We start from the raw sequence: 25178 nt of genomic DNA on the forward strand, positions 1-25178 counted from the left end.
GGTGCTGTTCAGCGCTCCCTCACCACCAGTTGCGCCGGCGCCGCCCCCACCGCGTTCCACGCCGGGCGGTACATCGACTCGACCTGAGGCGGCGGTACCCGGTAGCTGCCGGGGGTGACGGCGCGGGCCAGGTACAGCAGGTGGGTGGTGTCGTAGCCATTGACGTCGACGGCGGCGACGAAGCGGTCGTCGCGGAACTCCTGGTGCTTGATCGCCGCATTCTGCATCGCCTTCTGCCACTCCTTCACCGCGCTGCTGGCGTCGTCCAGGCTGGCAGCGCTCTGCGCCAGGTTCTGGTTTTCCAACTCCAGGCCGGCCGGCAGCAGGTCCACCACCAGGGCGTCGGGCACGCGCTCCTCGGCGCGCACCGCCAGGTGCACCAGCACCAGCTGGCCGCTGGCCAGGTTACCGAGGTCCAGCGGACGACCGTCGAGGCCGTAGAAGCCGCGCTCGATGCTGAGGTTGTTGCCGCGCGCGGCCGGCGCCTGGGTCGGGTAGCCGGAGATGGTCAGCTGCTGGTAGAGCTTGTCGGCGAAGCCGGTGCTCAGGCTCAGCGGCTCGCTCAGGCTGGCGCCGTCCAGTTTGACCGCCGGCTGCGCGTTGCTCAGCTCGCGCACCTGGCCGCCGGCTTCGAGCACGGCGTTCCAGCTCTTCTCCGGGGTCTTGATCAGGCCGCGGCCGGCGAGGAACAGGGCGTTGCGCTCCTGGGTCGACAGGTAGTCCTGCAGCGCGCGCTCCTCGGCCAGGCTGAACAGCAGCTGGTCACGGCTGCCGGCGGCCAGGTCGTTCTCTTCCAGCAGGGCGTAGATCAGCGCCTGGTCGCGCAGCGGGCTGCCGTAGTCGGCCAGCCACTCCTGGCGCTGGCGGCCGAGTCCCAGACCGAGGGCCAGGGCCTCGTCGGCGCGCGGCTTGTCGCCCATCTTCTGCAGGGCCACGGCCAGCTGCACCAGCGGCAGGCCGGACTTGGCGTCGGCGCGGCGGTCGTACAGCGCGCGCAGGCTGCCCAGCGGCGCCTGCTGACTGCGCGCCAGCACCAGGCCGGCGTAGGCCTGCACGGCGAAGCGGGTGTGGTCGAGGTTGTCGCTGTAGCCAACGTCGACCAGCTGGCGATCCTGCAGATAGCGCAGCAGGCGTTCACTGGCCTTCTCCAGCGCCTCCGGCGGCACGGCGAAACCCTGCTCGCGGGCGCGCAGGAGGAAGTCGGTGACGTAGGCGGTCAGCCAATACTCTTCCTCGCTGTCCGAGCCCCACAGGCCGAAGCTGCCGTTGTAGCGCTGCATGCCCAGCAGACGCTCGATGCCGATCTCGATGGAGTTGCGCCGCTGCTCGTCCGGCTCACCCTCCAGGCCGAGCTTCTGCAGCGTCGCCGCGTCGGCGTAGAGCGAGGGGTACAGGCCGCTGGTGGTCTGCTCCAGGCAGCCATAGGGGTAGGCCCTGAGCGCCTGGATCTGCTCGGCCAGGTTCAGCGGCGGGCGGCTGGAGACGCTGAGCAGCGCCTCGCGCCCGGCCGGCTCGAAGGCCGCCAGGGTGCCAGCCGGCAGCTGCCAGCTGTCGCCCTGCAGCACGCTGCGCAGGTGCCGCTGCTGCGCCGGCCAGGCCGAGCGCACGCCGATGCGCCACTCGCGGGCGAAGGCCGGCAGGTTCTCGCCCGGCAGGCTCAGGCCGTTGACCTTGACCCGCAGCACGCCGGTGCCATAGCCGCCGGCCGCGCGGACCGGAATGCGCAGGGTGTGGCGCTGGGCCTGGTCGAGGGCCAGTGGCGCGCTATGGCCGGCGGGGTCCGCCAGGCTCAGCTGGCCTTCGGCCTCGATCTGCACCTCGAGTTTCTGTGCAGCACCGGACAGGTTGGTCAGGTCCAGGGCCACGCTGGTCTCGTCGCCACCGGCGAGGAAGCGCGGCGCCGACAGCTCGGCCACCAGCGGCGCGGCCACCACCGTCTTGCCCTCGCCCATGCCGTAGCGCTCGTCGGTCCAGGCCTGGGCCATCAGGCGCAGTTCGCCGTTGAAGTCGGGGATGTCCAGGCTGACGTCGCCTTCGCCCTGGGCGTTCAGCTCAATCGGCACGCTCTGCAAAGCGACTATGGTGACGCTGGTGTCCGGACGCTTGCCGCCCTTGGCCAGCGCCGCGTCGCCACCGAAGGCCAGCTTGGCCAGGCGCCCCTGGCCGGCCTCGATCAGCTGGCCGTAGACATCGAGCTGGTCGACGCCATAGGCCTTGCGGCCGAACAGCTCGACGAACGGATCGGGCGTCTGGTATTCGGTGATATTGAGGATGCCGACGTCCACCGCCGCCACCAGCACGTTGACCTTCTGCGGAATGCTGCCGTCGGCGTTCTTCGCCTGCACCTTGACCTTCAGCGGCTGCTGCGGACGCATCTTCTCCGGTGCGGTCAGGCTGACCTGCAGCTGGCGTGGCGCGCGGTCGAACGGCAGGTGCAGCAGGCCCACGGCGCGCTTGGGCGTGGCGCCCGCCTTGCGTTCGCCGGGGCGGATGACCAGGGCGCTGACGTACAGGTCATGCCGCGCCCACTCCTTGGCCAGCGGGATGTCGAAACTCTTGCCCTCGGCGGGCACCTCGATCTCCTGCCACCACAGCGGGCCGTCGCTGGACTCGACCATCAGGTAGCCGCTGCCACCGGCCGGCGGGGTGACGGTGACCTGGGCCGTGTCGCCGGCGCCATAGGCCGGCTTGTCCAGCGCCAGCTTGACCTGGTCCGGGCGTACCGCGCCGCCCTCGGTGTTGTCCTGCCAGGAGTAGCCGGCCCAGAAGCGCAGGCTGCTGGTGAGGCCGGTCTGGGGGTCGGTCACCTCGACGCGATAGGGGCCCCACTCCACCGGGAAGCTGACCCTGGCGGTGCCGCCGGCGGCGACCTGGATGCTCTCCTCGCCCAGGTTGAGGAACTTCTCGTTGTAGTGGTAGTTCCAGCCCTCGCTCTCCGAGAAGCTCCAGTAGTAGTCGCGACGCTCGCGGATCAGACGCACCTGCAGGTTGTCGCTGGCCAGCTTGTTGCCGGCCGGGTCGGCCAGCAGGATCTCGAACTCGGCCAGGCCGTCGCCGTCCACGCTGTCGCCGTCGTACAGGCCGCGCAGGCCCGGCAGGCGCTCGGCCGGCCACACCGGCTGCACCAGGCGGCGGGTGATCGGGCGACCGCCGGATTCCTGCAGGCTGGCCTGGAGGATCAGTTGCAGCGGCGACTTGGCCTCGGCCCAGCGGTTCTCCACGCCGACCGTGGCCTTGCCCTGGGCGTCCAGGATGGTCTCCTCCAGCTCCAGGTCCTGGCTCAGCTCCTCCTCGGTGACCGAGCCGAACTGGTAACCGGGCAGCGCCGCCACGGCCTCGCGCAGCGGACGCACGTAGACCTGGCCGGTCAGGCGGTTGCCGGCGGCCGGCGCACCGTAGAGGTAGCGCCCCTCGACCTGAAAGCGCGCCTCGTCGCTCGGCGCGATGGGCGTCTCGCTGCCCTTCAGCTCCAGTGCCAGGCGCTCGGGGAGGAAATCCTCGACCAGGAATTCGTAGACCTGGCGACGACCGCCGCCGAAGTCGAACAGCAGCTGCCAGCGCCCGGTCGGCGCCTCGCCGGCCAGTTGCAGCTTGTACTGGTAGAGGCCGCCCGCGCCTGGCTCCCAGACGAACTTGCGGCTGACCTGCTCGTCCGGCCGGCGCACTTCCACGTTGACCGGCTGCGGCTGCACCGCGCGGCCATCGGCATCGCGCAGCAGGGCGTTGAGCAGGACCAGCTCGCCGGGGCGATACAGGTCGCGCGGGCCGAACACGAAGAACTGCAGCGGGTTGGCCAGCGGGCCGGTGATGTCGAACTCGGCCAGGTCAAGGGCCGGGCTGCCGAGGTTGAGCAGGCTGGTCTGCTCGCCCTGGCGGGCCAGCACCAGGGTGGCCTTGTCCGGCAACGGCAGCTCGGCATGGCCGCTGTCGTCGGTCTCAGCGCTGGCCAGCACCTGGCCCTTGTCGCCGAGCAGTTCGACTTGCACGCCCTCCAGCGCCTTGCCGCCTTCCAGGGCCTGGGCGAAGGCGTCCAGGCGGCCGTGGTAGCGGTGCACCGACAGGCCGATGTCGCTCAAGGTGAACAGGGTCGCCGGCTGCGAATAGTTGTAGGTACCGGCCTGGCGCATCACCGCCAGGTAAACGCCGGGCTGCTTGAACGGCTCCAGGCCGGCGATCGGCAGCAGCAGGGTATCGCGGGTGTTGCGCGCCGGATTGAGGTCGAAGCGCCCGCCATAGACCAGCTCGGCCATCGGCAGCAGCTCGCGCGACTGCCAGGTGTCGAGGTTGGCGTTGCGCCCCCACTGGGCGAGGAAGCTGGGCAGGGCCTCCTGCTTGATGCGGAAGAACTCGACGTTGACCTTGTCGACGTTCAGCGCGATCACCGGCAGGCCCTCGGCCAGGCGGGTCGGCAGCAGCGAGCCACGGCTGGCGAAGCCGACCGTGGGCTGCAGATCGCGGGTGTCGAGGGTGGCGCTGTACTCGGCGGCCAGTTCGCTGCCGTTGATCGCGCGCAGGCCGGGGTCGACCGACAGCACCAGGCTGCGCCGCGGTTCCAGGTGGCGCAGGCGCAGCTCCATCAGGTTGTCCGAAAGCTCCCAGGCGCCGTCGACCTTGCCGCTCTTCTTGTCGACCAGGTGCAGCTTGCTGGCGAAGTCCTGGTCCGGGTCCAGCGGCACGCTGAAGCTCACCGACAGGGTGCTGGCGCCGTCCAGCTGGATTTCCGAGGCATCGGCCACGCTCAGCTCGCGGCCGGCGTAGCGCTTGGCCAGCGCCGCCTGGTCCACCGCCGGCCGCGCCGCATCCTGCGTGGCGGCGGGGCTGGTGGTGGGCGCCGGGGTATCGGGGGTGGAGGAATCACAGGCGCTCAGCAGCGCGAGCGCGACGGCCAGAAACAATCCTTTGCAATGCATGGCAGACTCTCGGAAGAGTGAGGTGGGAAGCTCAGCACTATAGCCGAGCCGACCACCACCTTCGAGGAACCGCCACGCAGTTCGCTAATGGCTCAGCTCACAGAGCTGGGCATTCGGCGCCAGGCGGAAGAAGTCCTCGATCGGCAGACGCACCAGGCTCTCGTGGTCACCGGCCTCCAGATAGATGTCGGCCTGGCGCGCCAGCGCCGGGTCGATCAGCATGCCCATGCCGTAGGCTTCGCCGATGGCCGGGATGGCGCCGCGCTCGCAGTCCTTGAACAGGCTGCCGAGGTTCTGCTCGCGGGTCAGCTGCCAGCGCCAGGGTCCCTTGTGCACCTTGTTCAGGTCGAGCAGGCGGTTGGCCGGCAGCACGGCCATCAGGTAGTGGCCTCGGCGGTCGTCGAGCACCACCGACTTGGCCATGCGCTCGGCCGGGATGCGCGCCTTGCGCGCCGACTCCAGGCTGGTGGCGGAATGCTCGTGTTCGACCAGATCGTAATGACAGTCGGCCCGCTTCAGGCTGCGGACCAGGGTTTCGGCCATGCGCATGCTGCACCTCCTCGGCCGCGACCAGCTGCGGCCCTCCGTTGCTTGCAGTCTAGCCGGCGCGGCGCTCGCCCGGCCTTGCACTTGCGACTATCCGGGGCAGTGCGTTAGATGGCTTTGCGCTATGCCTGCGCGCCTATAATCGGCCTTTTGCCGGAATCGCCCATGCCCGCACTGCTCGCCGCCTGGCGCCATGCCCCGACCCACAGGCGGGTCTGGGCGCTGGCCGCGCCGATGATCCTGTCCAACCTCTCGGTGCCCCTGGTGGCGCTGGTGGATACGGCGGTGATCGGCCATTTGCCGCACGCCCACCAGCTCGGTGCGGTGGCCGTGGGCGGCAGCCTGTACGCCATGCTGGTCGGGGTGTTCGGCATCCTGCGCATGAGCGCCACCGGGTTCGCCGCCCAGGCGGTGGGCCGCGGCGACGGCGCCGCGCTGCGCCAGGTGCTGCTGCAGAGCCTGGCCCTGGCCGGGCTGATCGCCCTGCTGGTCGGCCTGCTGGCCATCCCCCTGAGCGACCTGGCGCTGCAGCTGATGCGCCCCTCGGCGCAGCTCGACGCGCTGACCCGCGCCTTCTTCCATGAGCGCCTGCTGGGTCTGCCGGCGACCCTGGCGGTGGCCGCGCTGATCGGCTGGCTGCTCGGTACGCAGAGCGCGCGCGGGGCACTGGCGGTGATGCTGACCACCAACCTGCTCAACGTCGCCCTCAACCTGTGGTTCGTCCTCGGCCTGGACTGGGGCGTACTCGGCTCGGCGCGCGCCTCGGTGCTCGCCGAATGGTGCGGCGCCCTGCTCGGCCTGTTTCTCGCCTGGCGCACCCTCGAGCGCCACCCAGGGCGAATCGACCGCGCGGCGCTGCGCCAGTGGCACAGCTGGCGCGCGCTGCTGGCGGTGAACCGCGACATCCTGATCCGCACCCTGGCCCTGCACCTGGTGTTCTTCCTCATCACTGTGCAGGGCACCCGCCTGGGCGACGCCACGGTGGCGGCCAACGCCCTGCTGCTCAACGGCCTGCTGCTCGCCGCCTTTGCCCTCGACGGCCTGGCCCACGCGGTGGAGGCGCTGTGCGGCCATGCCATCGGCGCGCGCGACCGCCTGGCGCTGCGCCGCGCCCTGGTGGTGGCCGGCGGCTGGTCGCTGCTCGGCAGCCTGTTGTTCGCCCTGCTGTTCCTGCTCGGCGGCCGGCTGTTCGTCGAGCTGCAGAGCGACATCGCCGCCGTGCGCGCGGTGGCCTACCAGTACCTGCCCTACCTGGCCACCCTGCCGCTGGTGGCGGTGTGGAGCTACCTGCTCGACGGCCTGTTCATCGGCGCCACCCGAGCCCGCGAGATGCGCAACGCCATGCTGGTCAGCGTGGCCCTGGGCCTGGCCCTCGGCTGGCTGCTGCGCGGCCTGGGCAACCACGGCCTGTGGCTGGCGCTCCTATGCTTTATGCTGATGCGTGGGCTCAGCCTGGCCGTTCTCGGCTGGCGCCTGCACCGGCAAGATGCCTGGCTGGCCCCCCAACACTGAGCGGAGATGGATATGCTGCCTGCCCCCTGCCCTGCCGATGAACACCTGCGCCAGCGCGCCCTGGACGACCTGGAGCTGGTCGATACACCTGCCGAGATATACCTCGACACCCTGGTACGCCTGACCCGCGAGCTGTTCGGGGTAGAGACGGTGCTGGTCAGCCTGATCGACCACGACCGCCAGTGGTTCAAGGCACGTATCGGCCTGGAGCTGACCGAGACCCCGCGCGACATCTCCTTCTGCGGCCACGCCGTGGCCCAGCGCAGTCCGCTGGTGGTGGAGGATGCGCGGCAGGACCCACGCTTCGCCGACAATCCGGTGGTCACCGGACCGCCCTTCATCCGCTTCTACGCCGGCCAGCCGCTGTTCCACGATAACCAGCCGATCGGCACCCTGTGCATACTGCATCCCCAGCCGCGCGGGCTGAGCCAGCAGGAGCGCTTGCGCCTGCGCGACCTGGCCACCCTGGCCGAGGGCTACCTGCAGCTGCGCAGCATGGGCCAGCAGGCCCAGCAGCTGCGCCAGGCGGTCAACCGCGAGCAGCGCAAAGCATTGATCGACGCCCTGACCCAACTGTGGAACCGTGCCGCCCTCGACCAGTTCTTCGCCCGCGAACAGGCCAGTGCCCTGGCCGCCGGCCTGAGCCTGGGCGCCATCTACATCGACCTCGACCATTTCAAGCAGGTCAACGACCAGTTCGGCCATGCCGGTGGCGACCAGGTGCTGTGGCAGAGCGCCCGGCGCATGGCCGCGGCGCTACGCCCGAACGATCTGCTGGTACGCCTGGGCGGCGAGGAGTTCGTCGCCCTGGTGGCGGTGCATGACGAGCACGAGCTGAGTCTGATCGCCGAGCGCGTGCGCCATACCATCGCCGACCAGCCGATGAGCATCGGCGCGCTCCAGCACCCGATGACCACCAGCCTGGGCACCGCCCTGGCCTGCCCGGGCGAGCCGCAGGCCGAACTGCTGGAGCGCGCCGACCGCGCCCTCTACCAGGCCAAGCAACAGGGCCGCAACCGTACGGTCCATGCCGATCCCACCATCTGAGGAGCCCCCATGGCCGACGCCATCGCCGCCAGCCTGCACTACCTGTCGATCTTCGTGCTGTTCGCCCTGCTCACCAGCGAGCACGTGCTGTTCAAGGCCGAACTGGACGCCGCCACCGCCCGCCGCCTGCAACGCATCGACATCGCCTACGGCATCAGCGCCGGCCTGGTGCTGGCCACCGGCCTGGTGCGGGTGCTGTGGTACGGCAAGGGTCTGGACTACTACCTGCACAACGGGCTGTTCCACGCCAAGGTCAGCCTGTTCCTGCTGATCGGCCTGCTGTCGATCGTGCCGACCCTGACCTTCTTCGGCTGGCGCAACGAGCTGCTGGCCGGCAAGGCGCCGAGCATCAGCCCGGCCACGGCCCGGCGCACCCTGTGGGTGATCCGCATCGAGCTGCTCCTGCTGCTCTGCCTGCCCTTCCTGGCCAGCCTGATGGCGCGTGGCCACGGGATGTTCGGCGGTTAATCATGTTGTAGCCCGGATGCAATCCGGGGGGCGCCTGTCCCGGATTGCATCCGGGCTACCGTGCAGAGAAAAGCCCGGCGAATGCCGGGCTTTTTCGTTCACGCGCAGGAGCTGCCGCTGGCTCAGGTCGCCAGGTAGGACGAACGGGTGAGGCCCAGGCGCAGCGCATCCAGGTACTGGGCGCGCTCGGCGGCGCTGAGCTTGGCCCCGGCCACCTTGTCGCGGTAGTAGGTCATCAGTTCCTCGGGCGACAGGTGCACGTAGCGCAGCATGTCCTCGATGGTGTCGTGGGTCTCGATACCGGTGTGGAACACGCTGCCGTCCGGACGCTGGTAGATGTTCACCGAGTCGGTGTCGCCGAACAGGTTGTGCATGTCGCCGAGGATCTCCTGGTAGGCGCCGACCAGGAACACGCCGAGCACGTAGTCCTCGCCCTCGCGCACCTCGTGCACCGGCAGGCTGGTCTCGATCGACTGCTCGTCGACGTACTGCTTGATCTTGCCGTCCGAGTCGCAGGTCAGGTCCTGCAGCACGGCGCGGCGCAGCGGCTCCTCGTCCAGGCGGGTCAGCGGCAGGATCGGCAGGATCTGGCCGATGGCCCAGGTGTCCGGCAGGCTCTGGAACACCGAGAAGTTGCAGATGTACTTGTCCGCCAGCTTGTCGTTGAGCTCGTCGAGCACCGCGCGGTGCGAACGCTGGCGCGCCTTGAGCTGGTTGTGCAGGCGCCGGCAGATGGCGAAGTAGCACTGCTCGGCCAGGGCCTTCTGCGCCAGGTTGAGCTTGCCGGCGGAATACTGCGCGGCCACTTCCTCGATGTAGTGGGTGGCGCGCCAGTAGGTCTCGGCGACCATCTCCGGATCGCTGTCCTCGAGCAGTTCGATCAGCACCTGCAGCACTTCCGGCTGCTCGACGCTGGCGTCGATGCGCGGCACCTCGTCGTTGTGCCGCTCGACGTCGGTGACCTGCACCACCAGCACGGCGTGGTGCGCGGTCATCGCCCGGCCGCTCTCGGAGAAGATGTGCGGATGCGGGATGTCCTGGCGGTCGCAGAACTCCTTGAGCATGTCGACCACGGTGGCGGCGTAGTCCTCCATGTCGTAGTTGATCGAGCTGGCGTTGCGCGAGTGGGTACCGTCGTAGTCCACGCCGAGGCCGCCGCCGACGTCGATGTGGTCCACCGGCAGGCCGAGGGCACGCAGCTCGCCGTAGTAGCGGATGGCCTCGCGGAAGCCCTTGCGGTAGTCGGCGATGTTGGCGATCTGCGAGCCCATGTGGAAGTGCAGCAGGCGGATGCCCTGGTCCAGCTTGGCCTGCTTGAGGCGCTCGACCACCGAGAGGATCTGCGCGGCGGACAGGCCGAACTTGGACTTCTCGCCGCCGGTGTCGGCCCACTTGGAGGACGCCAGCGAGGACAGGCGCACGCGCAGGCCCACCTGCGGGGTGACCTTGATCCTGGCCGCCTCCTCGATGACGAACTGCACCTCGGATTCCTTCTCGATCACGATGAACACGTTGTGGCCGAGCTTCTGGCCCATCAGCGCCAGGCGGATGAACTCGCGGTCCTTGTAGCCGTTGCAGACGATGGTGCCGCCCTTCGGCGCCAGCGCCAGCACGGCCATCAGCTCGGGCTTGGAGCCGGCCTCCAGGCCGATGGAGACGTCCTGGGTGGCGATGATGTTCTCCACCACCGCTTCCTGCTGGTTGACCTTGATCGGGTACAGGGCGGTGTAGCGGCTGCCGTACTCGAGGCGCTCGATGGCGGCGTCGAAGGCGCTGGTCAGCTGGCGCACGCGCGACTGCAGGATGTCCGGGAAACGCACCAGCAGCGGCAGCGACAGGCCGCTCTCACGCAGGCCGTCGAGCTGGGCGTAGAGGTCGATCGGCGCGCTGTCCGGGCCATTGGGGCGCACCTCGACACGGCCGGCGTCGTTGATCGAGAAGAAGCCGGCGCCCCAGTGGCGAATGCCATACACGCTGCGGCTGTCCGCGACTGTCCATTGGCTGCCATCGTCTTTGCGGGTGCGTCTTGCGGCCATCGAGGTCTCCTGTTGGCGAGGGAAAAGTGCCGCCCATGGGCAGCCTGGTATAGAGCATGGATATGACGATTGCCGGTGCCTGCAGCGCACCGCTCTCGGGGAAGTTTAGGAAACCCCGGCTCAGCCGCCGGATTTCTTGGCCTTGAAGCCGCGCTTGGCCAGCTCTTCGAGGAGCAGCTCAACCATGTCGCCCTGGATCTCGATGACCCCGTCCTTGAGCCCGCCGCCGCAGCCGCAACGCTTCTTCAGGGCGCTGGCCAGCTCCTTCAGCTCGGCCTCGGGCAGCGGCACGCCGGTGACGGTGGTGACGGTCTTGCCGCCACGGCCCTTGGTCTCGCGGCGCACGCGGGCGATGCCGTCGCCTTCGGGAATCCGGCTCTGCTTGCAGATGCAGGCGGCCACGGGCTGGCCACAGTCGGGGCAGTGCCGACCGGCATCGGTGGAATAGACGAGACCGCCCAGGGCGGAGAACGACGAAGCTTTCTTGACCACCGGCTTTTCCTCGTAGGGGTCAGGATAGCGACTGGCCGGCAGGCAACCGACCGCGAAGCCCCACTCAGGCAGGGGCAGCGCAACCAGGCATGGCGCCTGGCTTGGAAAGGTGGCGCAGTGTAAGGGCAAAAGGCCGGGATGCTAAGTGCGAAATTGCGCCATTGATCGACGGATTGGCGACCTCGTGCGGCATCGCGCACGCCGCGCACGGAAATACTGCACAAAACCAGGCCCGGCGCGGGCCGCGGCGGCTCAGGCCAGGGCGGCCAGGTACAGCCGCAAGGCCTGCAGCGAGTCCGGGCAGTAGGGCTTGCCCAGCGCCTCCTCCAGCGCCTGCTGCGGGGCGATGAAGCGTGCCTCCAGCACCTCCTCCGGCTGCAGGCGCAGCGGCGCGTCGGAGACGGCCGCGTACACCGCGCACCACAGGCGATTGCCCGGCACATCGAAGAAGAAACGCCCATGTTCGTGCAGGGCCACGCCGGCGATGCCCAGCTCCTCGTGCAGCTCGCGGGCGGCGGACTCGGCATAGCTCTCGCCTTCGCCGACCATGCCGCCGGCCGCCACATCCCAGTAGCCGGGATAGATCGCCTTGCTCAGGGTACGCCGGTGCACGCACAGCTCACCGCGCGTGTTGAACAGCAGGATGAAGGTGCCGCGCCCGATCAGCCCGCGTTCGCGTAGTTCGGCACGTGGCAGGCTGCCGAGCAGGTGGTCCTGCTCGTCGACCCAGGCGATGCGCTCGGCGTCGGAGGCGGCCCGGTGCGCCGCCTCGCGCGCGCTGATGGCCATCAGCCCTGGCTCAGCAGGGTGCGCAGGTCGATGATCGCGGCATTGGCGCGGGAGATGTAGTTGGCCATCACCAGCGAATGGTTGGCCAGCACCCCGTAGCCGCTGCCGTTGAGCACCATCGGGCTCCACAGCGGCTCCTGGGCCGCCTCCAGCTCGCGGATGATCTGCCGCACGCTGACGGTGGCGTTCTTCTTCGCCAGCACGTCGGCGAAGTCCACCTCGATGGCGCGCAGGATGTGCGACAGCGCCCAGGCCTGGCCACGGGCCTCGTAGAACACGTTGTCGATCTGCAGCCAGGGGGTCTTCACCTCCTCCTCGCGCACCGGCAGGCTCTCGCCCACGGGCGCGCCCTGGCCCTCGCCCACGTCGGTGTTCAGGCGTACCCGGCCGACGCTGGCGGACAGGCGCTGGGACAGCGAACCGAGGCGGGTGGCGACGTCGCCCAGCCAGTTGTTGAGGTTGTCGGCGCGGGTATAGAACTGCGCCTTGGGCTGGCCTGGGTCGGCCAGGGCGGCCAGGTAGCGATCCAGCGACTTGATGCCCTCGGCATACTCGGCCTCGGAGGCCGGCAGGGCCCAGGACTTGTTGTCGAAGTTGAAGCGCGGCTCGGCCTTGGCCAGGTTGGGGTCCTCGGTGGACTGCGACTGCGAGCGAGCGAAGTCCTTGCGCAGCGCCCGCGACAGATCGCGCACCTGCACCAGCACGCCGTATTCCCAGGCCGGCATGTTGTCCAGCCACAGGCCGGGCGGGGCGATGTCGTTGGACAGGTAGCCGCCGGGCTTGCTCAGCAGGGTCTCGGACACCTGCTTGAGGGTCTCCACCGTGGTGTAGCCGCTGACCAGCTTGCGCTGGGCCTGCTCGGCCGCGGCCTGGGCATGCTGCTGCACCGGGAACAGCTCAGGCTCCTGGCTCCAGTACCAGCCAACCAGCAGGGCGGCGAGCAGGTAGAGGCCGAGCAGGCTACCCAGCGTCTTGCCCAGCCAGCCACCGCGTGCGTAGCTGCGCACGCCATCAACCGAGTCTCCGAGGTTGTCACGCAGCTCGCCCGCGCGATTCTTCCAGTCCAGCATGATCTTGGTCCTTAGCTTGCACCCGTCGTCCGCTCTTGCTGCGGCCGATTCCTCGACAGCACTATAAGTGAAGCTCGGATCGGAAGCAGTGTCGGAATGGTCTCATAGGTTGTACATGCGGCTGATTCGGCCAAATGCTGGAAAACCGGCGCCAGATGATCGATGGTTGTCGTACAGATAATAACCAGTGGTAGCATGACGCCATCACGCAGCACTCGAGGCCTGCACCAGCCAGATGCCCTTATGACCGAGCACGAAGACCCCAGTCGCGACCGCCTCAAGCAGCACTTCGCCAAGCGCGTGATCCATCAGGCCCGCCAGGTGCTGGAAGTATGGCAGCGCCTGCAGCAGCAGGAGTGGGATGCCGGCGTGATGGCCGAGATGGTCGAGGCCAACCTGGGCCTGCTGCGCTACGCCGAGCGCTTCGAGCAGGACGTGCATATCCAGCTGGCCAGCGCCATCGGCCACTGTCTGGATGCCGTGGAAGCGAATCGCGGCCGCCTCACCAGCCCGCTGATCACCGAAATCAACCAGCTGATGCAGCGCCTGTCGCGTACCGGCCTGCGCCATGGCGACCAGTACGAGCAGACCTTTCTGCCGCCGCTGCGCAAGCCGGTGTACCTGGCCCTGCAGGACCGCGAGCGCGCCGAACGCCTGGCCCAGCAGCTGGAATTCTTCGGCCTCAGTGCCCAGGCCCTGGACAGCGCCCCGGCCTTCCGTGCGGCCATGGCCGAGCGCCACCCGGCCGCCATCCTGATGGAAGTGGACTTCGCCGGCCCCGGTCTCGGCCTGACCCTGGCCGACGAGGCCCAGCAGGGCCTGGAGCAGAAACTGCCACTGCTGTTCTTCAGCCATCAGGACGTCGACACCCCGACCCGCCTGGCCGCAGTACGCGCCGGCGGCCAGGAGTTCTTCACCGGTACCCTGGACGCCTCCAGCCTGATCGAGCGCATCGAGATCCTCACCAACGTGGTCCACTACGACCCCTACAAGGTGCTGATCGTCGACGACTCGCGGGCCCAGGCCACCCACACCGAGCGCGTGCTGAACAGCGCCGGCATCGTCACCCGCACCCTCACCGAGCCGATCCAGGCCATGGCCGAGCTGGCCGAGTTCCAGCCCGACCTGATCATCCTCGACATGTACATGCCCGAGTGCAACGGCACCGAACTGGCCAAGGTGATCCGCCACAACGACCGCTATGTCAGCGTGCCGATCATCTACCTGTCCGCCGAGGACGACCTGGACAAGCAGCTCGATGCCATGAGCGAGGGCGGCGACGACTTCCTGACCAAGCCGATCAAGCCGCGCCACCTGATCGCCACCGTGCGCAACCGCGCGGCCCGCGCACGTAATCTCAAGGCACGCATGGTGCGCGACAGCCTCACCGGGCTGTACAACCACACTCACACCCTGCAGCTGCTGGAGGATGCGCGTTTCCGCGCCCGCCGCGACGGCCAGCCGCTGACCTTCGCCATGCTCGACATCGACCATTTCAAGAAGGTCAACGACACCTACGGCCACCCCATGGGCGACCGGGTAATCAAGAGCCTGGCGCTGTTCCTCAAGCAGCGCCTGCGCAAGACCGACTACATCGGCCGCTACGGCGGCGAGGAGTTCGCCGTGGTGCTGCCGGACACCGACGCCGTCACCGCGGCCAAGGTGCTCGACGAGATCCGCCGGCGCTTCGCCGAGATCCACTACCCGGCACAGCCCCAGGACCTGTCCTGCACCTTCAGCTGCGGCATCGCCGAACTGGCCGAGGGCATGGACTGCAACACCCTGTCCAAGCAGGCCGACGAGGCGCTCTACGTGGCCAAGCGCGGCGGGCGCAACCGGGTGGAGATCCACCGGGTGGCGCTCCACCGCGACGAAGCGTGATCCGCGTCATGCCGTCATAAAGCCGTAACCAAACCGCAATAACCTGCGGGGCATCGCCTAGGTCGTTTTCCGGTGCCCCATGCGTCTCAAGCAGCTCACCAATCTCTCCACCGCCCTCCTCGTCACCGCCTGCGTCGCCCTCGGCGCCACTCTGTGGTGGTCGGAGCGGGCGCTGGAGCAGCCCTACCTGCTGATGCAGCGCTACCTCAACCTGTCCCAGCAGTTCCAGCACCAGGTCGCCGGCAACGTACAGGCCTACCTGGGCAGCGGCGATGCCCTGCGCCACAGCCAGGCCAGCCAGGCCATCGCCGAACTGGAGGCCCAGCTGGAGGTCCTGCCCGGCGCATTGGCCGACAACCTGCGCCCCAGCCTGGCCGAGCTGAGCACCTTCATCGCCGGCGACCTGCTGGCCGCCGGCAAGCTGGCCGGCGACCCCCAGGGCCTGCTGCTACAGGCCGAGCGCGAGATCGGCGGGGCCCTCGATCAGCTGCAGAAATACGCCGCGGACAGCGCCAGCTCGGCGGCCGCGACCTACCAGCAGCCGCTGTTCCGCGCCGCCCAGCACCTGGCACGCCTGGCCCATGCGCGCGGCAAGCTGGTAAGCAGCGGGCGCAGCGAGCTGGCGGCGGATGTCGAGCGCGAACTGCAGGCCCTGGCCCAGCTGGCCAGCGCCCTGGATGCCCTGCCTCTGCTGGGCGTGACCGCCAGCGCCGACTCGGCCGCCAGCAGCTTCGCCGACCTGCTCGGCCTCGACAGCGGCGCCGAACAGCAGCAGGCCGAAGACCAGGGCATCGCCCTCAAGCGCGACCTGGCCAGCCTGATCAAGCGCTACCCGGCCGAGCTGGCTCGCACCCGCGCCCTGATCGAGCAGCGCAGCGCGCTGGCTACCGCCAGTGCGGCCAAGGTAGCGCAGCTGCAGCAGGCATTGGCCGAGCTGGAGCCGGCGGTGCGCGCCGAGCACGGACGCATCCAGGGCGAGGTGCGCCTGATCCAGGGCCTGGCGATCGGCCTGATCCTGCTCATCGCCCTGCTCCTGGACCAGATCCAGCGGCGCATGAGCCATGTCCTGACGCGCCTGGCCCCGGCCCTGTCGACCTGGGCCGCCGGCGATTTCGCCGCCGACATCCAGCTGCAGGCGCGTACCCGCGAGATGCGCGATATCGAGGACTCGCTCAACCGCCTGCGCCGCTACCTGGTCGAGCTGGTCGGCACCATCCACCAGCACGCCGGCGAGGTGGCCGGCAGCAGCCGCACCCTGGCCGAGCTGAGCCAGGGCCTGCACGGCGGCGCCGAGCGCCAGCTGGCCGATACCGCGCAGATCCGCGACGCCCTGGGCGAGCTGGAGCACACCATCGCCAGCGTCGCCGCCGACGCCAGCCAGGCCGCCGAGGCCAGTCGCGCCGCCAGCCGTGCCGTGGAACAGGGCCAGCGGGTCATCGAACAGAGCCTCACCGGCCTGCATGCACTGGTCGGCGAGGTGCAGGGCAACGCCCAGTCCATCGAACAGCTGGCCGCCGAGACCGCCACCATCGGCTCGGTGCTGACGGTGATCCGTGGCGTGGCCGAGCAGACCAACCTGCTCGCCCTCAACGCCGCCATCGAGGCGGCGCGCGCCGGCGAGATGGGCCGCGGCTTCGCCGTGGTGGCCGAGGAAGTGCGCTCGCTGGCCCAGCGCACCAGCGGCGCCACCGAGGAAATCCAGCAGCTGATCGCCCGCCTGCAGCAGGCCGCCCAGCAGTCGGTGGCGGCCATGCGCGCCCAGGTCGAGCACGCCGAGGCCACCGCCGGCCAGGCCGAGCAGGCCGATGGCGCGCTGGACGAGGTGGTCGGCGCCATCCGCACCATCGCCAGCATGGCCGAGCGCATCGCCGAGGCCACCGCCCAGCAGGGCGGCGCGGCCAGCGAGATCCGCGACCGCAGCGAGCGCATCCACAGCCTCGGCGGCGACAACCTCAGCCGCATCGGCGAGGGCCGTGCCCAGGGCGAGCAGCTGCTGCAGCTGGGTGGCCAGCTGCACACGGCGGTGCAGGCCTTCCGCGTCTAGCCGCACGTCGGCCGGCAATATCCGCTGACACCCTGCGCCCACGGGTCGCCTGTGGCCGGGCGGACGACTTGGGTATGATGCCGGCACCTCTTTCGTGCGAGTCCGTCATGCGCCGTCTGTTGCCCCTGTTCCTGCTGCTGTTCACCCTGCCCGCGCTAGCCGGCCTGTTCGAGGACCCGGCGCCACGCGGCATCATCGACGACGCCCCGCTGAACAACAGCGGCGATTTCCTGCCGGTGCGCGAGGCCTTCCGCCTGAGCCTGGTGGAAAGCGGCGAGCAGTCGGTCAAGCTGCGTTTCGTCAATGCCGAGGGCTACTACCTCTACAAGCACCGTTTCAGCTTCCGCATCGAGCCCAGCGACCTGGCCAAGGGTGAGGCCATGCTGCCGGCCGGCGAGCCCAAGCATGACGAATACTTCGGCGACGTCGAGGTGTACTACGGCATCACCGACATCACGCTGCCGATCGACAACCCCATCGGCCTGCCCTTCACCATCCATGTCGGCTACCAGGGCTGCGCCGACAAGGGCCTGTGCTACCCGCCGGAGAGCGAGCGCATCGAGGTCGATGGCCAGGGTGCGGCGCAGCCCAGCGCCAGCCCGGCGCCGGCCACCGCGCCGAGCGGCTGGACCTGGAAGGAACTGGCGCTGTTCTTCCTCGGCGGCCTGGCCCTGACCTTCACCCCCTGCGTGCTGCCGATGCTGCCGATCCTCACCGGCGTAGTGCTGCGCGGTCAGCCAGGCGGCGCCCGCGGCCTGGTGCTGTCGCTGGCCTATGTGCTGCCGATGGCGCTGAGCTTCGCCATCCTCGGCGCGCTGATGGGCCTGTTCGGCGCCGAACTCAACCTGCAGGCGCGCCTGCAGTCGCCCTGGGTGCTGGTGCCCTTCGCCATCTTCTTCACCCTGTTCGGCGCCGCCAGCCTGGGCTTCCTCGAACTGCGCCTGCCGGCCGCCATCGACGCCCCGCTGCAGCGCCTGAGCCAGCGCCTGCACGGCGGCACCATCTTCAGCGCCGCCGCCCTCGGCGTGCTCTCCAGCCTGCTGGTATCGCCCTGCGTGTCGGCGCCGCTGGCCGGCGCCCTGCTGTATATCAGCAGCAGCGGCGACGCCCTCGGCGGCGGCCTCAAGCTGCTCGCTCTGGGCCTGGGCATGGGCGCGCCGCTGGTGCTGTTCGCCGTCGGCGGCGGCGCCCTGCTGCCGAAGTCCGGCCCCTGGATGGTCACCGTGCGCAACGCCTTCGGCGCCCTGCTGATGGCGGTGGCCGTGTGGCTGCTAGAACGCGTGGTGCCCGCACCGGTCGCCCTGGCCCTGTGGGGCCTGCTGGCTGCCGGCATCGCTCTGTGGCTGGGTGTGCTGGAGCTGACGCCCAAGACCCATCACCAGAAGCTGGCGCAGCTGCTCGGCCTGCCGCTGCTGGTCTACGCGGTGATCGCCTGGATCGGTGCCCTGCAGGGCGAGGGCGACCCGCTGCGCCCGCTGGGGCGCGCCGAGGCCGCCGTCGTCGCCACGGCGGATGCGCCCGCACACGGCGAGTGGCAGACCGTCACCACCCCGGCCGAGCTGGACGCCGCCCTGGCCGCGGCCAAGGCCGCCGGCCAGCCGCTGCTGCTGGACTGGTACGCCGACTGGTGCATCAGCTGCAAGGTGATCGAGCGCGAAGTGCTCACCGCCCCGGCGGTCACCGCGCAGTTGGGCGGCTACCGGCTGATCCGTTTCGACATCACCGAGAGCCGCGAGGACCAGCGCGCCCTGCTCGACCGTTACCAGCTGTTCGGCCCGCCGGCGATCCTGTTCTTCGGCGAAAAGGGTGACGAATGGGCCGATCTGCGTGTCGTAGGTGAAATCAGTGCCGCCGACTTCGCCGAACGCCTGACCCGCGCCGCCGCTCGCCAGAACTGACGACGTCATATTTCTGCCGCAAATTTCGGCCATCGTGCCGACTACTCCCGGCAACTGGACAGCCTGCGGCGCTTTCGGCATAGTCCCGGCCAATCCACGGTCAGAACAACAAGGAAGCGCCCATGGCCACCCTCCTGGTGCTGCACGGCCCCAATCTCAACCTGCTGGGCACCCGCGAGCCCGACAAGTACGGCTCCACCACCCTGGCGCAGATCAACCAGGACTTGGAGCAGCGCGCCCGCGCCGGCGGCCATCACCTGCTGTACCTGCAGAGCAACGCCGAGTACGAGCTGATCGAGCGCATTCATGCGGCGAAAGGTGAAGGAGTCGACTTCATCCTCATCAATCCGGCGGCTTTCACCCATACCAGCGTCGCATTACGTGACGCGTTGCTGGCGGTGAGCATCCCATTCATCGAAGTGCACCTGTCCAACGTGCACAAGCGCGAACCCTTCCGCCATCACTCCTACTTTTCCGACGTAGCGGTGGGAGTGATCTGCGGCCTTGGCGCCAGCGGTTATCGACTGGCCCTGGAGGCCGCCCTGGAACAATTAGAACGCCCCTGACCTCACCCTTGGGAGTTGAAAAGCTATGGATATCCGTAAAGTCAAGAAACTGATCGAGCTGCTGGAAGAGTCCGGTATCGACGAGCTGGAAATCCGCGAAGGCGAAGAGTCCGTGCGCATCAGCCGGCACAGCAACAAGGCCATGGCCGCCCAGCCGGTGTATGCCGCAGCGCCGGCCCCGGTCGCCGCACCGGCCGCACCGGTCGCCGCCGCACCCGTCGCCGAAGCCGCGCCGGCCGCTGCCAAGCTGAACGGCCACGTGGTGCGCTCGCCGATGGTCGGCACCTTCTACCGCGCCGCCTCGCCGACCTCCGCCAACTTCGCCGAAGTCGGCCAGACCGTGAAGAAGGGCGACATCCTCTGCATCGTCGAAGCCATGAAGATGATGAACCACATCGAGGCCGAGGCCAGCGGCGTGATCGAGTCGATCCTCGTCGAGAACGGCCAGCCGGTTGAGTACGACCAGCCCCTGTTCACCATCGTTTGATGCGCGGGGAACCTGCGATGCAGAAGCTGGAGAAAGTCCTGATCGCCAACCGTGGCGAAATCGCCCTGCGCATCCTGCGCGCTTGCAAGGAGCTGGGCATCAAGACGGTGGCCGTGCACTCCACCGCCGACCGCGAACTGATGCACCTGGGCCTGGCCGACGAGTCGGTATGCATCGGCCCGGCACCGGGCGCGCAGTCCTACCTGAACATCCCGGCGATCATCAGTGCCGCCGAAGTCACCGGCGCCACCGCCATCCACCCGGGCTACGGCTTCCTCGCCGAGAACGCCGATTTCGCCGAGCGCGTGGAGAAGTCCGGCTTCGCCTTCATCGGCCCGACCGCCGACGTGATCCGCCTGATGGGCGACAAGGTCTCGGCCAAGGAAGCCATGATCAAGTCCGGCGTGCCGGTGGTACCGGGCTCCGACGGCCCGCTGCCGGAAGACGAGGAAGAAGCCCTGCGCATCGCCCGCGAAGTGGGCTACCCGGTGATCATCAAGGCCGCTGGCGGCGGGGGTGGTCGCGGCATGCGCGTGGTGCACAAGGAAGAAGACCTGATCAAGTCAGCCAAGCTGACCCGCACCGAGGCCGGTGCCGCCTTCGGCAACCCGATGGTCTACCTGGAGAAGTTCCTCGGCAACCCGCGCCACGTGGAAGTCCAGGTACTGTCCGACGGCCAGGGCAACGCCATCCACCTGTACGACCGCGACTGCTCGCTGCAGCGCCGTCACCAGAAGGTGCTGGAAGAGGCCCCCGCCCCGCTGATCGACGAGAAGGCCCGCGCCGAAGTGCTCAAGCGCTGCGTCGATGCCTGCATCGAGATCGGCTACCGTGGCGCCGGCACCTTCGAGTTCCTCTATGAAGACGGTCGCTTCTACTTCATCGAGATGAACACCCGCGTGCAGGTCGAACACCCGGTCACCGAGATGGTCACCGGCATCGACATCGTCAAGGAAATGCTCAGCATCGCCGCCGGCAACAAGCTGTCGATCAAGCAGGAAGACGTGAAGATCCTCGGCCACGCCCTGGAATGCCGGATCAACGCCGAAGACCCGGACAACTTCATGCCCTGCCCCGGCAAGGTCAAGCACTTCCACGCTCCGGGCGGCAACGGCATCCGCGTCGACTCGCACCTGTACAGCGGCTACTCCGTACCGCCGAACTACGACTCGCTGATCGGCAAGCTGATCAGCTACGGTCGCACCCGCGACGAAGCCATGGCGCGCATGCGCAACGCCCTGGACGAGATCGTGGTCGACGGCATCAAGACCAACATCCCGCTGCACCGCGACCTGACCCGCGACAAGGGCTTCCTCAAGGGGGGCGTGAACATTCACTACCTCGAGAAGAAGCTGGGCATGGATAAGCACTGATTATCCTGCCGTGAGCAAGGGCCGCCTTCGGGCGGCCCTTGTCGTTTCAGCGCCTGAACTGGCGGGGCACCGCCCCCTCAAGTAAGCTGCGCGCCCACGCTACACCGCCCATGAGGTTCGCCATGCCCTGGTTACAAGTCCGTCTCGCCATAACCCCGCAGCAGGCGGAGACCTACGAGGACGCCCTGCTCGGCGTCGGCGCCGTGTCGGTAACCTTCATGGACGCAGAGGACCAGCCGATCTTCGAGCCGGACCTGGGCACCACCCCGCTGTGGTCCAACACTCACCTGCTGGCCCTGTTCGAGGCCGACACCGACCCGGCCAATCTGGTCGCGCACCTCGAACTGCTTACTGGCGCCCCGCTGCCCGAGCACCAGATCGAGCACATCGAGGACCAGGACTGGGAGCGCAGCTGGATGGACAACTTCCAGCCGATGCGTTTCGGCCAGCGTCTGTGGATAGTGCCGAGCTGGCACGCCGCGCCGCAGCCGGAGGCGGTCAACCTGCTGCTCGACCCGGGCCTGGCCTTCGGCACCGGCACCCACCCGACCACCGCGCTGTGCCTGGAATGGCTGGACGGCCAGGACCTCACCGGCTGCACCGTGCTCGACTTCGGCTGCGGCTCCGGCATCCTGGCCATCGCCGCCCTGCTGCTCGGCGCGCCCCAGGCGCTCGGCACCGACATCGACCCGCAGGCCCTGGAGGCCTCGCGCGACAATGCCGGGCGCAACGGCATCGACCCGGCGCGCTTCCCGGTCTACCTGCCCGCCGACCTGCCGCAGCAGCCGGCCGAGGTGGTGGTGGCCAATATCCTGGCCGGCCCGCTGGTATCTCTGGCCCCGCAGATCACCGCCCTGGTCAAGGCCGGCGGCCGCCTGGCGCTGTCCGGCATCCTCGCCGAACAGGCCGAGGAAGTGCGCGCCGCCTACGCCGGCGCCTTCGACCTGGATCCGACCGCGATCAAGGACGGCTGGGTCCGCATCAGCGGCGTCAAACGCGCCTAGAGCTTGTCTACCCGGGCCCCGGCTTGGGTAAACTAGCGCCCTGTTTCGCACGGACCGCCGCATGACCGACAGTTTCGTCACCCAGTGCCCCCACTGCCGTACCAGTTTCCGCATCAGTCGCGCCCAGTTGGGCGCGGCCCATGGTGCGGTGCGCTGCGGGGCCTGCATGCGCGTGTTCAATGCCGCCCAGCAGCTGCTGGTGGACCAGAACCGGGCCAGCAAACCAGCTACGTCATCGCCCGCAGCGACTCCCGCACCGGCAGCGACGAAACCGGCCGCCCCCGCAACCACCGCCGCACCGCCCCACCCTGCGCCCGCCCCGGCGCCTGTAGCACCACCGCCCGCCGCACCCGCGCCGGCCGCCGCCACGCCAACGGTGCCGGTCAAGCCCAGCCAGCCAGCGGCGCCCGAGAAGAAGTCCGTCGACACCCTGTGGATTCACGACGACCTGGATCTGGACAACCTCGACCTGGACGAGGAGCTGGCCAAGCTGGAAGAACAGGAAATGCAGCTGTCCCGCGAGTTCCTGGCCATGGACAGCGCCCCCAAGCCGGCCGAACGCCTGCTGCGCGGCGAGGACGAGGACAAGCGCCATGACGAGAGCTGGGCCGAGTCGTTGCTCAAAGACGAGGCGCCGCGCAAGCCCACCCCGATGCCGCGCCCACGCGCCGAGGAATCCCACTCCGAGCAAGCCGCCCGAGCGGAGCAGCACACTGCACCCAGCCCGCTTCCCACAACCAAGACCGAGTCACCGCACAGGGCGCAACCCATCGAAGCATCTGCACGCGAACGTGACGAGCCGGTACTGGGCGACCTCGGCACCGACGAGCCCGAGGAAATCGCCGACGGCGACTACGGCATCACCGCCGAACCGGTGGTCGCGGCGCCATCCAAACCGGCTCGCAGCGAGCCAGCGCTGCGCGATGACAGCCTGCTGGCACTCAGCGACGATCCGCTGCAACTGGACTGGCGACAGCCCAGAAAGCCCTGGGGTCGCTGGATCGGCTGGAGCCTGCTGAACCTGATCGCCGCCGGCGCCCTGGCCACCCAGTACGTGATCTACCACTTCGAGGAACTGGCCCGCCAGGACCAGTACCGCCCCTGGTTCGAGGCACTCTGCCCGGAGATCGGCTGCAGCCTGCCGTCCAAGGTCGACATCACGCAGATCCGCAGCACCAACCTGGTGGTGCGCAGCCACCCGCAGTACATGGACGCGCTGATGGTCGATGCCATCCTCTACAACCGCGCCCAGTTCGCCCAGCCTTTCCCGCTGCTGGAGCTGCGCTTCGCCGACCTCAACGGCCAGCTGATCGCCAGCAGCCGCTTCCGCCCCAGCGAGTACCTCAGCGGCGAGCTGGCCGGCCAGGATGAGATGCCGCCGCAGACGCCGATCCACATCTCCCTGGAGATCAAGGATCCGGGCGCCAAGGCGGTCAATTACAGCCTCAGCTTCCACTCTCCCGAATAGGCCGCAAGCGCCGGATTCCCGGCGCTTGCGGCACTTCTCCTAGCCAAAGGCGATAACCCGATGGCTGCTCATAATTTGTTCAAAACAGCCTTTATCCGGTCATCGAGAGCGGGTATCATGCCCTCCCTTTTTCGCACTCCCCCGATCGCCGTTTCGCTCCCTGGCAGGCTACGCCATTGCCCGAAACGACCTTCGAGACAACAGGGATGACCATGTCGGTGGTACGCATCGGCCCTTACACACTGCCCAACCAGCTGATCCTCGCCCCCATGGCGGGCGTCACCGATCAGCCGTTCCGGCAGCTGTGCCGGCGCCTCGGCGCCGGGATGGTGGTCTCCGAGATGGTCACCAGCGACGTGCGCCTGTGGAACAGCCGCAAGTCGCGCCTGCGCCTAGTGCACGAGGGGGATCCGGAGCCACGCTCGGTGCAGATCGCCGGCGGCGATCCCGAGATGCTGGCCGAGGCCGCCCGGCGCAATGTGGAGATGGGCGCGCAGATCATCGACATCAACATGGGTTGCCCGGCCAAGAAAGTCTGCAACAAGGCCGCCGGCTCAGCCCTGATGAAAGATGAAGAGCTGGTGACGGCGATTCTCCACGCCGTAGTCAAGGCGGTGGATGTGCCGGTCACCCTGAAGATCCGCACCGGCTGGGACCGGGCGAACAAAAACGGCGTCACCGTGGCCAAGATCGCCGAACAGGCCGGCATCGCCGCCCTGGCCGTGCACGGCCGCACCCGCGCCGACCTGTACACCGGCGAGGCCGAGTACGACACCATCGCCGCCATCAAGCAGGCGGTATCCATTCCGGTGTTCGCCAACGGCGACATCGATTCGCCGCACAAGGCCCGTACCGTGCTCGACGCCACCGGCGCCGATGCTCTGCTGATCGGCCGTGCGGCGCAGGGGCGACCGTGGATCTTCCGCGAAATCGCCCACTTCCTGGCAACCGGCAAGGAGCTGCCGGCGCCGACCCTCTACGAAGTAGAACGCATCCTGCTGGAGCACCTGGCCGCGCTGCACGCCTTCTATGGCGAAGTGATGGGCGTGCGCATCGCCCGCAAGCATGTCGGCTGGTACCTGGCAACCCTGCCCGGCGCTCGCGAGTTCCGCGCCGGGTTCAATCGTCTGGAAAGTACGGACGCGCAGTGCACCGCCGTTCGGCAGTTCTTCGCCGAGCAGAACAATAAAGGAGAAGGGGTGGCCGCATGACGAGGATGACCGAGCCTTTTTTTGAGCAATCAGTTTTTGATGGGGCAGTACCCGTGAGCGACAACGCCAACCTGAAGCAGCACCTGAACACGCCGTTCGAACAGGGCCAGACCCTGCGCGACAGCGTCGAAAAGGCCCTGCGCAACTACTTCGCCCACCTCGAGGGGGCCGAAGTGACCGACGTCTACAACCTGGTACTGACCGAGGTCGAGGCACCGCTGCTGGAGACCGTGATGAACCATGTCAAGGGCAACCAGACCAAGGCCTCCGAGCTGCTCGGTCTGAACCGCGGCACCCTGCGCAAGAAGCTCAAGCAATACGATCTGCTGTAAGCAGCGAATCCTGGAAAAGGGCGGCCCGCAAGCTGAAAGGGTCG

General features: G+C 68.6%; 19 protein-coding genes. 13 read left to right on the plus strand and 6 right to left on the minus strand.

Features of this window, described 5'->3' with window-relative positions; translation table 11 throughout:
• Positions 1-8 precede the first annotated feature (8 nt).
• Both AAG092_RS05755 and AAG092_RS05760 read right to left on the minus strand, forming a co-directional pair.
• The gene (locus AAG092_RS05755) at positions 9-4910 is read right to left on the minus strand and encodes an alpha-2-macroglobulin (protein ID WP_373388913.1); all 4902 of its coding nucleotides are present in this window, start codon (positions 4908-4910) and stop codon (positions 9-11) included.
• 84 nt (positions 4911-4994) lie between these two features.
• The gene (locus AAG092_RS05760) at positions 4995-5459 is read right to left on the minus strand and encodes an aminoacyl-tRNA deacylase (RefSeq protein ID WP_373388914.1); all 465 of its coding nucleotides are present in this window, start codon (positions 5457-5459) and stop codon (positions 4995-4997) included.
• Between the two features lie 162 nt (positions 5460-5621).
• On the opposite strand from AAG092_RS05760, the gene AAG092_RS05765 reads away from it, so the two are divergent.
• Genes AAG092_RS05765 through AAG092_RS05775 form a run of 3 tightly spaced genes read left to right on the plus strand, consistent with a single transcriptional unit; the run spans position 5622 to position 8483 of the window.
• A complete protein-coding gene (locus AAG092_RS05765) occupies positions 5622-6968 on the plus strand; it encodes an MATE family efflux transporter (RefSeq protein ID WP_373388915.1) in 1347 nt (448 codons plus the stop codon).
• A gap of 12 nt (positions 6969-6980) precedes the next feature.
• A complete protein-coding gene (locus tag AAG092_RS05770; RefSeq protein ID WP_373388916.1) occupies positions 6981-8015 on the plus strand; it encodes a diguanylate cyclase in 1035 nt (344 codons plus the stop codon).
• A gap of 9 nt (positions 8016-8024) precedes the next feature.
• Positions 8025-8483, plus strand: a complete 459-nt coding sequence (locus AAG092_RS05775; protein WP_373388917.1) for a DUF2214 family protein — start codon at positions 8025-8027, stop codon at positions 8481-8483.
• Between the two features lie 122 nt (positions 8484-8605).
• Here AAG092_RS05775 and speA read toward each other — a convergent pair whose 3' ends face one another.
• The 4 genes from speA to AAG092_RS05795 all read right to left on the minus strand — a co-directional run bounded on the left by speA (position 8606) and on the right by AAG092_RS05795 (position 12870).
• Entirely contained in the window at positions 8606-10519 is a 1914-nt protein-coding gene (gene speA, locus AAG092_RS05780) for an arginine decarboxylase (RefSeq protein ID WP_373388918.1), read from the minus strand.
• A gap of 120 nt (positions 10520-10639) precedes the next feature.
• Positions 10640-11011 (minus strand): translation initiation factor Sui1, encoded by a 372-nt coding sequence (locus tag AAG092_RS05785; RefSeq protein ID WP_373388919.1) that lies wholly within the window; start codon positions 11009-11011, stop codon positions 10640-10642.
• Positions 11012-11263: 252 nt separating this feature from the next.
• On the minus strand, positions 11264-11800 hold the full coding sequence (locus AAG092_RS05790; protein ID WP_373388920.1) for an NUDIX hydrolase: 537 nt from the start codon (positions 11798-11800) through the stop codon (positions 11264-11266).
• Positions 11800-12870 (minus strand): DUF2333 family protein, encoded by a 1071-nt coding sequence (locus AAG092_RS05795; RefSeq protein WP_373388921.1) that lies wholly within the window; start codon positions 12868-12870, stop codon positions 11800-11802. Before AAG092_RS05795 ends, AAG092_RS05790 begins: the two co-directional genes overlap by 1 nt.
• A 243-nt stretch (positions 12871-13113) precedes the next feature.
• Between AAG092_RS05795 and AAG092_RS05800 the strand changes: the two genes are divergently transcribed.
• The 10 genes from AAG092_RS05800 (at position 13114) to fis (ending at position 25134) form a co-directional block, all read left to right on the plus strand.
• Entirely contained in the window at positions 13114-14751 is a 1638-nt protein-coding gene (locus AAG092_RS05800; RefSeq protein ID WP_373388922.1) for a diguanylate cyclase, read from the plus strand.
• 1150 nt (positions 14752-15901) lie between these two features.
• Entirely contained in the window at positions 15902-16795 is an 894-nt protein-coding gene (locus AAG092_RS05805) for a methyl-accepting chemotaxis protein (protein ID WP_373389563.1), read from the plus strand.
• A 107-nt stretch (positions 16796-16902) separates the two neighbouring features.
• Positions 16903-18693 carry a protein-disulfide reductase DsbD gene (gene dsbD / locus AAG092_RS05810; RefSeq protein WP_373388923.1) on the plus strand — a complete coding sequence of 597 codons (1791 nt, stop codon included), beginning with the start codon at positions 16903-16905 and terminating at the stop codon, positions 18691-18693.
• 122 nt (positions 18694-18815) lie between these two features.
• Positions 18816-19259, plus strand: coding sequence for a type II 3-dehydroquinate dehydratase (aroQ, locus tag AAG092_RS05815; RefSeq protein ID WP_110681074.1), 444 nt, complete (start codon positions 18816-18818; stop codon positions 19257-19259).
• Between the two features lie 25 nt (positions 19260-19284).
• On the plus strand, positions 19285-19746 hold the full coding sequence (gene accB / locus AAG092_RS05820; RefSeq protein ID WP_110681073.1) for an acetyl-CoA carboxylase biotin carboxyl carrier protein: 462 nt from the start codon (positions 19285-19287) through the stop codon (positions 19744-19746).
• A gap of 17 nt (positions 19747-19763) precedes the next feature.
• Complete coding sequence (gene accC, locus AAG092_RS05825; RefSeq protein ID WP_110681072.1) at positions 19764-21119, plus strand: acetyl-CoA carboxylase biotin carboxylase subunit; 1356 nt, start codon at positions 19764-19766, stop codon at positions 21117-21119.
• A gap of 122 nt (positions 21120-21241) precedes the next feature.
• Positions 21242-22123 (plus strand): 50S ribosomal protein L11 methyltransferase, encoded by an 882-nt coding sequence (gene prmA / locus AAG092_RS05830; protein ID WP_373388924.1) that lies wholly within the window; start codon positions 21242-21244, stop codon positions 22121-22123.
• Positions 22124-22184: 61 nt separating this feature from the next.
• The gene (locus tag AAG092_RS05835; protein WP_373388925.1) at positions 22185-23591 is read left to right on the plus strand and encodes a DUF3426 domain-containing protein; all 1407 of its coding nucleotides are present in this window, start codon (positions 22185-22187) and stop codon (positions 23589-23591) included.
• 212 nt (positions 23592-23803) lie between these two features.
• Positions 23804-24802: a tRNA dihydrouridine synthase DusB gene (gene dusB, locus AAG092_RS05840; protein ID WP_373388926.1), complete on the plus strand. Its 999-nt coding sequence runs from the start codon at positions 23804-23806 to the stop codon at positions 24800-24802.
• On the plus strand, positions 24799-25134 hold the full coding sequence (fis, locus tag AAG092_RS05845) for a DNA-binding transcriptional regulator Fis (RefSeq protein WP_110681068.1): 336 nt from the start codon (positions 24799-24801) through the stop codon (positions 25132-25134). Before dusB ends, fis begins: the two co-directional genes overlap by 4 nt.
• Positions 25135-25178 lie beyond the last annotated feature (44 nt).

It is taken from the genome of Pseudomonas alcaligenes (genome assembly GCF_041729615.1).
GTDB classification, from domain to species: domain Bacteria; phylum Pseudomonadota; class Gammaproteobacteria; order Pseudomonadales; family Pseudomonadaceae; genus Aquipseudomonas; species Aquipseudomonas alcaligenes_B.